The following is a 12,697-nucleotide window of genomic DNA, read 5'->3' on the forward strand; positions in this document are numbered from 1 at the left end:
CTCCCCCCGGGCGCCGCCGTATGATTACTTGTCAAACAGATAATGGTTGACCAGGTTTTCCAGTTGTTCCTGCTGGCCGCTGCGATGCTGCGGCGCCAGCTGATGCTGAGCGGCATACTGGGCAATATCGCTCAGGGTCATCTGCCCGTTAAGGATCTGCTGCCCCAGCTCACCGTTCCAGCCGGCGTAGCGTCTGGCCACGCGCTTATCCAGTTCGCCGTCCTCAATCATCCGCGCCGCGACCTTCAGCGATAGCGCCATGGTATCCATCGCGCCAATATGACCATAGAACAGATCGTATTTGTCGGTGCTCTGCCGGCGCACTTTCGCATCAAAGTTGAGCCCGCCGGTGGTGAAGCCGCCCGCTTTGAGGATTTCATACATCACCAGCGCGTTCTCTTCGACGCTGTTCGGGAACTGGTCGGTATCCCAGCCCAGCTGCGGATCGCCGCGGTTGGCGTCAACGGAGCCGAACAGCCCCAGCGCAATGGCCGTCGCAATTTCATGATGGAACGAATGGCCGGCGAGCGTGGCATGGTTAGCTTCAATATTCAGTTTAATCTCTTTTTCCAGACCAAACTGTTTGAGGAAGCCGTAAACGGTAGAGGCATCATAGTCATACTGATGCTTGGTCGGCTCCTGCGGTTTGGGCTCAATCAGCAGCGTGCCTTTAAAGCCGATTTTATGCTTATGCTCCACCACCAGCTGCATAAAGCGGCCAATCTGCTCACGCTCCTGGCGCAGGTCGGTATTCAGCAGGGTTTCATAGCCCTCGCGACCGCCCCACAGCACATAGTTTTCACCGCCCAGTTGATGGGTGGCATTCATGGCGGTGACCACCTGGGTGGCCGCCCAGCTAAATACTTCCGGATCCGGGTTGGTGGCCGCGCCGGCGCCGTAGCGCGGGTTGGTAAAGCAGTTTGCGGTCCCCCACAGAAGCTTCACGCCGCTCTGCTGCTGTTTCTCAGCCAGCACCTCGACCATCCGGGCGAAGTTATTGCTGTACTCCTTGAGCGAAGCGCCTTCCGGCGAGACGTCAACGTCGTGGAAGCAGTAGTAAGGCACGTTGAGTTTATGGAAGAATTCGAACGCCACATCGGCTTTGCGTTTGGCCATCTCCAGGGCGTCGCCAGGCTGCTGCCAGGGACGATCAAAGGAGCCCACGCCAAACATATCGGCGCCATTCCAGCAGAAGGTGTGCCAGTAACAGGCCGCAAAACGCAGATGATCTTCCATCCGTTTGCCCAGCACCAGTTCATCCGGGTTGTAATGACGGAAAGCCAGCGGGTTAGTGGATTTCGGGCCTTCGTAACGAACGCGATCGAGTTGATCGAAATAGGTCTGCATAGAGAACTCCATATTCAGAGATGCGGCGAATAACCAATCAGATACCCTAAATAATTCGAGTTGCAGGAAGGCGGCAGGAGCGCAAGTCCCCGGTAACCAGGGGCGGAGCAACGAATGTCACCAACCCACCTACAACTTGAAGTATGACGGGTTTAAGCCAATATAGAATTTCGCTTTCATTTTCCTCAATTACGTTATTTCACACCGCCATTGAGAGAATCCACAAACGTGCGCCAGCTCGCAAAAATAATATCCAGTCGCCGTTGCGCCGCTCTGTCAGAGACAGTCCAGTGCAATAATAAGAGCGTGCATGAATAAAATACGATCGCCGTCATAATTTGCACATTAAACGAAATTTCATAACGGCAAAATAAGAACCGGTAATTGCCAGCCCTGCTTTCCGCGTTAAGAATCTGTAACGTATCCGCAACCTCATGTATCAAACATTATTTTCCGTTCGTCTTACCTACCCTTACAAAAAAGGTATCGTTATTATGAAGATAAAGAACCTTTGCCTTACGCTTTGCGCCAGCTCCCTCCTGCTCGCCAGCATGGCGGGGATGGCGAAAGAAGTGAAGATTGGCATGGCCATCGACGATCTGCGTCTGGAGCGCTGGCAGAAAGACCGTGATATTTTCGTCAATAAAGCGGAATCCTTAGGCGCCAAAGTTTTTGTCCAGTCCGCTAATGGCAATGAAGAAACGCAGATGTCGCAAATTGAAAACATGATCAACCGCGGCGTCGATGTGTTAGTCATTATTCCTTATAACGGCCAGGTACTCAGTAACGTTATTAAAGAAGCCAAGCAGGAAGGTATTAAAGTCCTGGCCTATGACCGTATGATTAATAATGCCGACATTGATTTCTATATATCTTTCGATAATGAAAAAGTTGGTGAAATGCAGGCGCAAAGTCTGGTCGACAAAGTGCCGCAGGGTAATTATTTCCTGATGGGCGGTTCGCCGGTGGATAATAACGCTAAACTGTTCCGCGCCGGACAGATGAAGGTTCTCAAGCCGTATGTCGATGATGGCAAAATTAAGATTGTCGGCGATCAGTGGGTTGACGGCTGGCTGCCGGAGAACGCGCTGAAAATAATGGAAAACGCGCTAACGGCGAATAATAACAAGATCGATGCCGTGGTCGCCTCCAATGACGCCACCGCCGGCGGCGCCATCCAGGCCTTAACCGCCCAGGGGCTGGCCGGCAAAGTGGCGATCTCCGGTCAGGATGCTGACCTGGCGGGCGTGAAGCGCATTATTTCCGGTACCCAGACGATGACCGTCTATAAACCGATAACCACCCTGGCCACCAACGCCGCTGAAATCGCCGTTGAGCTGGGTAACGATAAGCAGCCGAAGGCCGATACCACGCTGAATAACGGCTTAAAAGACGTCCCTTCGCGCCTGTTAACGCCAATTGAGGTGAATAAAGAGAATATCGACGCCACGGTGATTAAAGACGGTTTCCATAAAAAGAGTGAACTGTAATGGCTGACGCCCCGCTGCGGGGCGTCATTTTCATCCCGCCGGATATCACTGTTGCGGAGTCTTTATGACCTGGCTACTCGAAATGAAGAACATCACCAAAACCTTCGGCGCTGTTAAAGCCGTGGATAACGTCAGCCTGCGCCTGAACGCAGGCGAGGTGGTCTCGTTATGCGGTGAAAATGGGTCGGGGAAATCGACGCTGATGAAGGTGCTGTGCGGTATCTATCCGCACGGAAGCTATGAGGGCGAGATTATTTTTGCCGGCGAAACGCTGCAGGCAAACCATATTCGCGATACCGAACGCAAAGGCATCGCCATTATTCATCAGGAGCTGGCGCTGGTGAAACATCTCACCGTGCTGGAGAATATTTTCCTCGGCGCCGAGATATCCCGCCATGGTCTGCTGGATTATGAAACCATGACGCTGCGCTGTCAGAAGCTGTTGGCGCAGGTCAATCTGCCCATTTCGCCCGATACCCGCGTCGGCGACCTCGGCCTTGGTCAGCAGCAGTTGGTGGAGATCGCCAAGGCGCTGAATAAACAGGTTCGCCTGCTGATCCTCGACGAACCGACCGCCTCCTTAACCGAACAAGAAACCGCGACGCTGCTGGCGATCGTTCGCGATCTGCAAAACCACGATATCGCCTGCATCTATATCTCGCATAAGCTCAATGAGGTCAAAGCGATCTCCGATACGATCTGCGTGATCCGCGACGGCCAGCACATCGGCACCCGCGATGCCAGCGGCATGAGCGAAGACGATATCATCACTATGATGGTCGGCCGCGAGCTCACCGCGCTCTATCCCAGCGAGCCGCACGCCCACGGCGAGGAGATCCTGCGGGTTGAACATTTAACCGCCTGGCACCCGGTAAACCGCCATATTAAACGGGTCAATGACGTCTCATTTTCCCTGCGTCGCGGAGAAATCCTCGGCATCGCCGGGCTGGTCGGCGCCGGACGTACCGAGGCGGTACAGTGCCTGTTCGGCGTCTGGCCGGGGCGCTGGCAAGGGGAGATCTTTATTGATGGCCAGCCGGTGAGCATCTCTAACTGCCAGCAGGCCATTGCCCACGGCATCGCCATGGTGCCGGAAGACCGCAAAAAAGACGGCATCGTGCCGGTGATGGCGGTGGGCAAAAACATTACCCTCGCGGCGCTCAACCAGTTCACCGGCGCAATGAGTAGCCTGGACGACGCCGCCGAGCAGCACTGCATTCAGCAGTCCATTCAGCGTTTGAAAATTAAAACCTCCTCGCCGGAGTTGGCGATTGGCCGTCTGAGCGGCGGCAACCAGCAAAAGGCGATTCTGGCGCGCTGTCTGCTGCTCAATCCGCGCATTCTGATCCTCGACGAACCCACCCGTGGCATCGATATCGGGGCGAAGTATGAAATTTATAAACTGATTAACCAGCTGGTGCAGCAGGGCATCGCGGTCATTGTCATTTCATCCGAACTGCCCGAGGTGCTCGGTCTCAGCGATCGGGTGCTGGTCATGCACGAAGGCAGACTAAAAGCCAATTTGGTTAATCAACATCTGACCCAGGAACAGGTGATGGAAGCCGCGCTGAGGAGCGAACGCCATGTCGAAGAACACGTCGTCTGAAATCAAACTCACCCCAACCGCCCCCGCGGCCCTGCCGGCGCTAAAAGGGCTGAATCTCCAGGTCTTCGTGATGATCGCCGCCATCGTCGTCATTATGCTGTTTTTCACCTGGGTTACCGATGGCGCCTACCTGAGCGCACGCAATATCTCCAACCTGCTGCGGCAGACGGCCATCACCGGCATCCTCGCCGTCGGCATGGTGTTTGTGATTATTTCGGCAGAAATCGACTTGTCCGTTGGCTCGATGATGGGGCTGCTGGGCGGCGCTGCGGCGATCTTTGACGTCTGGCTCGGCTGGCCGCTGCCGCTCACCATTCTGGTGACGCTGGTGATGGGCCTGCTGCTCGGCGCGTGGAACGGATGGTGGGTAGCCTATCGCAAGGTGCCCTCGTTTATCGTCACCCTTGCCGGGATGCTGGCGTTTCGCGGCATTCTGATCGGCATCACCAACGGGACCACCGTCTCGCCCACCAGTCCGGCGATGTCGCAGATCGGCCAAAGCTACCTGCCAGACGGCATCGGCTTCGGCATCGGCGTTGTCGGCATGGCGGTGTTTATCGTCTGGCAGTGGCGCGGGCGGATGCGCCGGCAGGCGTTAGGTCTGGCGACCTCGTCCTCCACCGCCGCCGTCGGCCGCCAGGCCATTACCGCGGTGATTGTGCTGGGCGCAATCTGGCTGCTCAATGACTATCGCGGCGTACCGACCCCGGTGCTGATCCTCGCCGCCCTGCTGCTGGCGGGCCTGTTTATGGCCACCCGCACCGCCTTTGGTCGCCGCATCTACGCCATCGGCGGCAACCTGGAGGCGGCCCGTCTGTCCGGGATTAACGTCGAGCGTACCAAGCTGGCGGTGTTTGCCATTAACGGCCTGATGGTCGCCATTGCCGGGCTAATCCTCAGCTCACGGCTCGGCGCGGGGTCGCCTTCGGCGGGCAATATCGCCGAACTGGACGCCATCGCCGCCTGCGTCATCGGCGGCACCAGCCTGGCGGGCGGCATCGGCAGCGTCGCCGGGGCGGTAATGGGGGCGTTTATTATGTCGGCCCTGGATAACGGTATGAGCATGATGGACGTCGCCACCTTCTGGCAATATATCGTTAAAGGCGCCATTTTGCTGCTGGCGGTGTGGATGGACTCTGCCACCAAGCGGCGCGCATAAGGAGAGACTCTCTGAAGAATGTCTGAATTCTTTGCGCTACCGCCAAACTTCGCCATAAGGCGCTTGAAATATCTCGGGCATTAGCCGGTAGTGTATACCCAACATCATTCGGGTTGCAGACGGCGCCCCCGGCCGCGTACCGGCGTACGTGGCCGGGATGAGTGGTAAGTCAGGCCATCGGCAACATCTTGAATGAAGGGGTATGACCGGGGTTAGAGCAGGAACATTATCTATGTTTGAAAAGCGTCACCGTATTACGCTGTTATTTAACGCCAACAAAGCTTATGACCGCCAGGTAGTTGAAGGTGTCGGCGAGTATCTGCAGGCCTCCCAGTTGGAATGGGATATCTTTATTGAAGAGGACTTTCGGGCACGCATCGAAAACATCAAAGAGTGGTTGGGCGATGGCGTTATCGCCGACTATGACGATCCCGAAATCGAAAAGCTGCTGGCCGATGTCCACGTGCCCATCGTCGGCGTCGGCGGATCTTATCATCAGCCAGAGCAGTACCCGCCGGTCCACTATATCGCCACCGACAACGCCGCGCTGGTGGAAAGCGCTTTTCTCCATTTGAAGGAAAAAGGGGTGCACCGCTTCGCGTTTTACGGACTCCCCACCTCCAGCGGGAAACGCTGGGCGGGAGAGCGCGAGTATGCCTTCTGCCAGCTGGTCGCGAAGGAGAAGTATCGCGGCGTGGTCTACCAGGGGCTGGAGACAGCGCCGGAGAACTGGCAGCACGCGCAAAACCGGCTCGCCGACTGGCTGCAAACCCTGCCGCCGCAAACCGGCATCATCGCCGTCACCGACGCCCGTGCCCGCCACGTCCTGCAGGCCTGCGAGCTACTGCATATCCCGGTGCCAGAGAAACTGTGCGTTATCGGCATCGATAACGAGGAGCTAACCCGCTATCTCTCTCGCGTCGCCCTCTCCTCTGTCGCCCAGGGCACCCGCCAGATGGGTTATCAGGCGGCAAAATTACTCCACCGGCTGTTGAATAACGAGGCCCTCCCGCTGCAGCGCCAGCTGATCCCGCCGATGCGCGTCGTTGAGCGACGATCCACCGACTACCGGTCGTTAAACGATCCCTCCGTGATACAGGCGATGCATTACATTCGCAACAATGCCTGCAAAGGCATCAAGGTGGAACAGGTGCTCGACGCCGTGGGCATCTCTCGCTCTAATCTGGAAAAACGCTTCAAAGAGGAGGTCGGGGAGACCATCCACACGGTGATTCACAGCGAAAAACTGGAAAAGGCGCGCAGCCTGCTGGTGTCAACTAGTCTGTCGATCAATGAGATTTCGCAGATGTGCGGCTATCCATCGCTGCAATATTTCTATTCGGTGTTTAAGAAGGAGTACGACGTGACGCCGAAGGAGTACCGCGATCGGCACAGCGAGGTGATGCTGTAGGGTAAAAAAATGCCCGGCGACAAGGCCGGGCATCCGGATTACAGATGGGCGGCGATGAGCCGCTGATTGTCCTGATACATCGCGAAGAGATAGTTGTTGTAGCTCGACCCTTTGGTCGAATACCCCTTCAGCTTATGGATCATGGTGCTGGCAGTTACTTCCTGATCCGCCTTGCGCAGCTGCAGGCGCGACTTGCGGAAAGAAGAATAGGCCGGGTGGGTGTTCAGGTTTGTTACGTAAGCCTGCACCGACTGCTCTACCGACTCAAACTGCGAGTAACCTTTCATCGCGCCGCGGCAGCGACCGGCGCCGCACTTCATGCCGAACAGGTTGTTATTCTCGCGCGCCAGCCTGGAGGTACCCCAGCCACTTTCCGCCGCCGCCATGGTCGCCACCATGCTGTTCGGAATAATGTCGACACGCTCAAGCAGCGCGTTCCAGGGCACATGACGCGTATTGCCTGACCACTTCACCTTATAACGGGAAGCGATATCCTTCAGGCGCGCCTTCTCAGTCGGTGACCAGCGAGCATCGTACTGCTTGGAAATAAGCCAGTTACGATCCGCAGTAATCGCCTGATTCTGCTTGGTAATATAAGGCATGACCGTCCGGAGAAACGCTTTTTTCCTTGGTGTCCCGGAAGGGTATTTTCGCAAGTCAGGAAGTGAACTGCTCTTTACACTATTGCGAGAATACTCTTGTTTACTGCTTACCTTAGTACTACTTATCTTCTTTACCGTTGGGGCTTTATGACTCTTTGTTGCTGTGTGCGTTGTCGCCAACACACTACCTGAAAAGATGCAGGTTAGTAACATAAGTATGGCGGCCCCATATCGTCGTATGGGATTCGATATCATCAGGTCTCCTGGTCGGATATATGCATTCCAACACCTTGTTTTTCACAAAAAAACGATAGCTGAATCGCTAATAGTATCAAAAATACGCACTGAGGGCATCAACAGAAATAGTCCAATTCCGAATTGCTGTCATCTGAAATCGGTTTCTGCGGCGCATCGCCAGCGCGAAAATGCTAGCTTCGTCTCATTTTTAGCCTATTTTTTGAGCGGTGTCACTCACCCCTTTTCATCCTCCTGGTAAAACGCGCGTCAGGAGGAGTTCACCCGCGCGGCGACAAGGCACACTAGATAAAAACCGCTCACAGGATCTCGCAATGAAACTCGCTGCGCTTGCCACGTTATTCGTGCCTGGGATGGCTTTTGCCGCCTGGACTACCACCGACTTTCCTGCTTTTACCGAAGAAGGGACCGGCCGATTCATCAGCCAGAAAGTGGTTGAGAAGGGTACACGTCCCCTGCAGCTAAATTTTGACCAGCAGTGCTGGCAGCCTTCCGGCGGCATTAAGCTCAACCAGATGCTGTCCATGGAGCCCTGTCGCGGCACACCGCCGCAATGGCGCATCTTCCGCCAGGGTCTGTATACCCTGGAGGTGGATACCCGTTCCGGCACGCCAACGATGATGATTTCGCTGGAGGAAAAAGAGACCAGCGCCGCGGCGCCGCAGATCCGCCAGTGTCCGAAGTGGGACGGAAAACCTCTGACCATCGACGTCAGCAAAACCTTCGCCGAGGGCAGCAAGGTCCGCGATTTCTACAGCGGTAATGTCGCGACCGTCAGCGGCGGCAAAATCACCCTGCAGCCCGCCTTCGGCAGCAATGGCCTACTGCTGCTTGAGCGCGCCGAGACGGCCGCCCCGGCGCCGTTTGACTGGCACAATGCCACCGTCTACTTCGTCCTGACCGATCGCTTCGTAAACGGTAACCCGGCCAACGACAACAGCTATGGTCGCCATAAAGACGGCATGCAGGAGATCGGAACCTTCCACGGCGGCGACCTGCAGGGATTAACCAGCAAGCTGGATTATCTGCAGCAGATGGGAGTTAACGCCCTGTGGATCAGCTCCCCGCTCGAGCAGATCCACGGCTGGGTCGGCGGCGGCACGAAGGGCGATTTCCCTCACTACGCCTACCACGGCTATTACACCCAGGACTGGTCGAAACTGGACGCCAACATGGGGACCGAAGCGGATCTCCGCCGACTGGTGGATGAAGCGCATAAGCGCGGAATACGTATTCTGTTCGACGTGGTGATGAACCATGCCGGCTACGCCACCCTGGCCGATATGCAGGAGTTCCAGTTCGGCTCCCTGTATCTGCAAGGAGATGAGCTGAAAAAAACTCTCGGCGAGCGCTGGACGGACTGGAAGCCGGGCGCGGGACAGACCTGGCACAGCTTTAACGACTATATCAACTTCAGCGACAAAGCCGGGTGGGAGAAATGGTGGGGTAAGAAGTGGATCCGCACCGATATCGGCGATTACGACAATCCGGGCTATGACGATCTCACCATGTCGCTGGCCTTCCTGCCGGACCTGAAAACCGAATCGAAGGAGATCTCAGGCCTGCCGAACTTCTATAGCCATAAACCAGACACCGCAGCGAAAGCGATCCCGGGCTATACGCCGCGCGACTATCTGACACACTGGCTGAGCCAGTGGGTACGTGACTACGGCATCGATGGCTTCCGCGTCGATACCGCCAAACATGTGGAGATGGACGCCTGGCAGCAGTTAAAAACCCAGGCCACCGCCGCGCTGGCAGAGTGGAAGAAAGCCAATCCGGATAAAGCGCTGGATGCGGCGCCGTTCTGGATGACCGGCGAAGCGTGGGGACATGGAGTGATGCAGAGCGATTATTATCGCCACGGTTTTGATGCGATGATCAATTTCGACTACCAGGACCAGGCGGCGAAAGCGGCGACCTGTATGGCCAATATTGACCTCACCTGGCAGCAAATGGCGGACAAGCTGCAGAGCTTTAACGTCCTGAGCTACCTCTCCTCGCACGATACGCGGCTGTTCCGCGAAGGCGGCACCACCGCGGCGGAGCTACTGCTGCTGGCCCCTGGCGCCGTGCAGATTTTCTATGGCGACGAATCATCGCGCCCGTTCGGCCCCACCGGCTCGGACCCGCTGCAGGGTACCCGCTCGGAGATGAACTGGCAGGATGTCAACGGCAAGGCGGCCCGCAGCGTTACCCACTGGCAGAAGATCGGCCAGTTCCGCGCTCGCCATCCGGCAATCGGCATGGGCAAACAGACAACGCTGTCGATGTCGCGTGGTTACGGGTTCGTGCGTGAGAGCGGTGAAGACAAAGTGATGGTCATCTGGGCCGGCCAGCAGCAGTAATCCACAGGTGGCTCTCCGCCCTGCGGGGAGCCACCATTTAGAACAAAATGCTAACAAAATAGCAATATACAGGATAAAGATAAAAACCCGCCTCCTCCCGCCGATTTGCACCACGCCAGCGCTGGCGTTATGGTTAGCCACTTTCCAGAACCACCGATAGACTATTCGCGATGACATTTTCCCTTTTCGGCGACAAATTCACCCGTCATTCAGGCATCACCCGCTTGATGGAAGACCTTAATGACGGTCTGCGCACGCCGGGCGCTATTATGCTGGGCGGCGGCAACCCCGCTCAGATCCCGGAAATGAATGACTACTTCCAGCAGCTGCTGGCCGACATGCTGGATAATGGCAAAGCCCTTGATGCGCTTTGTAATTATGATGGTCCACAGGGCAAAAGCGAGCTGCTGGCTCTGCTGGCGAACATGCTGCGCGACGAGCTGGGCTGGGAGATCGAACCACAGAATATTGCGCTAACAAACGGCAGTCAGAGCGCATTTTTCTACTTATTTAATCTGTTTGCAGGCCGTCGGGCAGATGGCACCACCCGTAAGGTACTGTTCCCACTGACGCCGGAATATATCGGCTACGCCGATGCCGGTCTGGAAGAGGATCTGTTCGTTGCCACCCGGCCGAACATCGAACTGCTGCCGGAAGGCCAGTTTAAGTACCATGTTGATTTTGAGCATCTGCAGGTGACGGAAGAGACCGGGATGATCTGCGTCTCGCGCCCCACCAACCCGACCGGCAACGTCATCACTGATGAAGAGCTGATCAAACTGGATGCGCTGGCGAATCAGCACGGGGTCCCGCTGGTGATTGATAACGCCTACGGTGTACCGTTCCCGGGCATTATCTTTAGCGACGCCCGACCGCTGTGGAATCCGAACATCGTGCTGTGTATGAGCCTGTCCAAGCTGGGCCTGCCGGGCAGCCGCTGCGGGATTATCATCGCCAACGAAAAAATCATCACCGCCATCAGCAACATGAACGGCATTATTAGCCTCGCCCCTGGCGGCATCGGGCCGGCAATGATGTGCGAAATGATTAAACGACAGGATCTGCTGCGCCTGTCAGAGACGGTGATCAAGCCCTTCTATTACCAGCGGGTGCAGGAAACCATCGCCATTATTCGCCGCTATCTGCCGGAGGAGCGCTGCCTTATTCACAAACCGGAGGGGGCAATCTTCCTCTGGCTGTGGTTTAAGGATCTGCCGATCTCCACCGAGCTGCTGTATCAGCGGCTGAAAAAGCGCGGCGTGCTGATGGTGCCGGGGGATTACTTCTTCCCTGGTCTGGATAAACCGTGGCCGCACACCCACCAGTGTATGCGCATGAACTATGTACCGGACCCGCAAAAAATCGAAGCCGGAGTGAAAATCCTCGCCGAAGAGGTTGAATTTGCCTGGCGCGAACAGGAAGCATAATCTCTGACGCCGCGGGCGGGTAACGTTCGTCAGCGACCCCATTCACGCCAGCGCCAGCCGCTGGCGTTTTTGCGCGCATAGCGCTTCCAGCTCCGCGGGAACCATCACCCGCAGCGCCTGCGTCGGGCAGGCGGCCACGCAGGCCGGGCCTTCGGCGCGGTGATGGCATAGATCGCATTTCAACGCCTGCGCCTGCTGGTTCATTACCGTAACGGTCATCGCGCCGTACGGGCAGGCCACCATGCAGCTTTTGCAGCCGATGCAGCGCCGCTGGTCGACCCACCAGACGTCATTGTCGCGCTGAATCGCCCCCTGTGGGCAAACGCTGGCGCAGGGCGCATCCTCGCACTGCCGACAGGCCATCGCCGTCGATATGTCACCGCTTTTCACCACCCGGATACGCGGCGCGAAATGGTTCGTCGACAGGGCGGCGACATCCTGCGCCTGCTGGTGCGCCACCGCGCAGGCCACTTCGCAGGTACGACAGCCGATGCACCGCTGGGCATTGGCAATAAGAAACTGGTTCATCCTCTGCTCCCTGGGGATAAAACCGCAGGGTGCCAGAATATCCCCTGCCCGCGCTTTGATCCTGAATGGAATCAGCGCTGTTTTTTGTCAGATGGCCGGCAGGATGTGGTCATTTGCCTGACGCTTCACGCACCGTGAAACCCAGCTCACGCGAAATTGCTTCGGCGGTCTCACGTAGTGGTTTTAACAAGTTCTTTTCGCCAGCTCCCCGGCACGAAGTCCGCCGGGGAGCCGACGTTAATGATTACCGGAACAACGCCTTATCGCGCAGGATATGATCGTTACCGCGACGGCGGGTGAAGCCAATCCGATCGAAATACTCCAGGATCTGGATCGCCAGCTTCCGCCCGACGTTTAAGGTATCGCGGAAATCCGCCGCGCAGGTTGAACCGCGCAGCCGATCCAGCTCGCGCACCCGCTGGGCGAACTGCACAATGCGATCGTTGCGGTAGTAACGATCCTTGACGATCGCGGTAATCATCCCCTGCCTCGCCCCCCCGCGCGCCCCCCCCCCGCCCCCGGGG

General features: G+C 56.9%; 10 protein-coding genes and 1 pseudogene. 6 read left to right on the forward strand and 5 right to left on the reverse strand.

The genetic code is table 11. The features are described from left to right. Positions 1-24 precede the first annotated feature (24 nt). The gene (gene xylA, locus HMPREF9538_RS18130; protein ID WP_002922139.1) at positions 25-1,347 is read right to left on the reverse strand and encodes a xylose isomerase; all 1,323 of its coding nucleotides are present in this window, start codon (positions 1,345-1,347) and stop codon (positions 25-27) included. A gap of 494 nt (positions 1,348-1,841) precedes the next feature. Between xylA and xylF the strand changes: the two genes are divergently transcribed. The 4 genes from xylF to xylR all read left to right on the forward strand — a co-directional run bounded on the left by xylF (position 1,842) and on the right by xylR (position 7,013). Further along, a complete protein-coding gene (xylF, locus tag HMPREF9538_RS18125) occupies positions 1,842-2,837 on the forward strand; it encodes a D-xylose ABC transporter substrate-binding protein (protein WP_004152040.1) in 996 nt (331 codons plus the stop codon). A 64-nt stretch (positions 2,838-2,901) separates the two neighbouring features. Beyond that, the gene (locus tag HMPREF9538_RS18120) at positions 2,902-4,443 is read left to right on the forward strand and encodes a xylose ABC transporter ATP-binding protein (protein WP_002922346.1); all 1,542 of its coding nucleotides are present in this window, start codon (positions 2,902-2,904) and stop codon (positions 4,441-4,443) included. Beyond that, on the forward strand, positions 4,421-5,602 hold the full coding sequence (gene xylH, locus HMPREF9538_RS18115; RefSeq protein ID WP_002922349.1) for a xylose ABC transporter permease XylH: 1,182 nt from the start codon (positions 4,421-4,423) through the stop codon (positions 5,600-5,602). Before HMPREF9538_RS18120 ends, xylH begins: the two co-directional genes overlap by 23 nt. A 232-nt stretch (positions 5,603-5,834) precedes the next feature. Then, positions 5,835-7,013 carry a D-xylose utilization transcriptional activator XylR gene (xylR, locus tag HMPREF9538_RS18110; protein ID WP_009484610.1) on the forward strand — a complete coding sequence of 393 codons (1,179 nt, stop codon included), beginning with the start codon at positions 5,835-5,837 and terminating at the stop codon, positions 7,011-7,013. 38 nt (positions 7,014-7,051) lie between these two features. On the opposite strand, the gene HMPREF9538_RS18105 is transcribed toward xylR, so the two are convergent. Beyond that, on the reverse strand, positions 7,052-7,870 hold the full coding sequence (locus HMPREF9538_RS18105; RefSeq protein WP_004188166.1) for a protein bax: 819 nt from the start codon (positions 7,868-7,870) through the stop codon (positions 7,052-7,054). A gap of 314 nt (positions 7,871-8,184) precedes the next feature. On the opposite strand from HMPREF9538_RS18105, the gene HMPREF9538_RS18100 reads away from it, so the two are divergent. Then, positions 8,185-10,218 carry an alpha-amylase gene (locus tag HMPREF9538_RS18100; RefSeq protein ID WP_009484611.1) on the forward strand — a complete coding sequence of 678 codons (2,034 nt, stop codon included), beginning with the start codon at positions 8,185-8,187 and terminating at the stop codon, positions 10,216-10,218. Between the two features lie 170 nt (positions 10,219-10,388). Further along, a complete protein-coding gene (gene avtA, locus HMPREF9538_RS18095) occupies positions 10,389-11,645 on the forward strand; it encodes a valine--pyruvate transaminase (RefSeq protein ID WP_002922359.1) in 1,257 nt (418 codons plus the stop codon). 42 nt (positions 11,646-11,687) lie between these two features. On the opposite strand, the gene HMPREF9538_RS18090 is transcribed toward avtA, so the two are convergent. The 3 genes and pseudogenes from HMPREF9538_RS18090 to HMPREF9538_RS29670 form a co-directional block, all read right to left on the reverse strand. Next, entirely contained in the window at positions 11,688-12,173 is a 486-nt protein-coding gene (locus HMPREF9538_RS18090) for a 4Fe-4S dicluster domain-containing protein (RefSeq protein ID WP_002922360.1), read from the reverse strand. A gap of 109 nt (positions 12,174-12,282) precedes the next feature. After that, positions 12,283-12,375 (reverse strand): annotated as a pseudogene (locus HMPREF9538_RS31025) (IclR family transcriptional regulator); the annotation flags it as partial. Between the two features lie 42 nt (positions 12,376-12,417). After that, positions 12,418-12,697: SelB C-terminal domain-containing protein (locus tag HMPREF9538_RS29670; protein WP_009484612.1), on the reverse strand; the 280-nt coding region annotated here is incomplete at its 5' end.

Source organism: Klebsiella sp. MS 92-3 (genome assembly GCF_000195655.1).
In the GTDB taxonomy this organism is placed as follows: domain Bacteria; phylum Pseudomonadota; class Gammaproteobacteria; order Enterobacterales; family Enterobacteriaceae; genus Klebsiella; species Klebsiella pneumoniae.

Bases quoted from the DNA above. Each gene is read 5' to 3' on its own strand.
- avtA (WP_002922359.1), top strand. From the start codon at position 10,389: ATGACATTTTCCCTTTTCGGCGACAAATTCACCCGTCATTCAGGCATC.
- HMPREF9538_RS18100 (WP_009484611.1), top strand. From the start codon at position 8,185: ATGAAACTCGCTGCGCTTGCCACGTTATTCGTGCCTGGGATGGCTTTT.
- xylA (WP_002922139.1), bottom strand. From the start codon at position 1,347: ATGCAGACCTATTTCGATCAACTCGATCGCGTTCGTTACGAAGGCCCG.
- xylR (WP_009484610.1), top strand. From the start codon at position 5,835: ATGTTTGAAAAGCGTCACCGTATTACGCTGTTATTTAACGCCAACAAA.
- xylF (WP_004152040.1), top strand. From the start codon at position 1,842: ATGAAGATAAAGAACCTTTGCCTTACGCTTTGCGCCAGCTCCCTCCTG.
- HMPREF9538_RS18120 (WP_002922346.1), top strand. From the start codon at position 2,902: ATGACCTGGCTACTCGAAATGAAGAACATCACCAAAACCTTCGGCGCT.
- HMPREF9538_RS18105 (WP_004188166.1), bottom strand. From the start codon at position 7,870: ATGATATCGAATCCCATACGACGATATGGGGCCGCCATACTTATGTTA.
- xylH (WP_002922349.1), top strand. From the start codon at position 4,421: ATGTCGAAGAACACGTCGTCTGAAATCAAACTCACCCCAACCGCCCCC.
- HMPREF9538_RS18090 (WP_002922360.1), bottom strand. From the start codon at position 12,173: ATGAACCAGTTTCTTATTGCCAATGCCCAGCGGTGCATCGGCTGTCGT.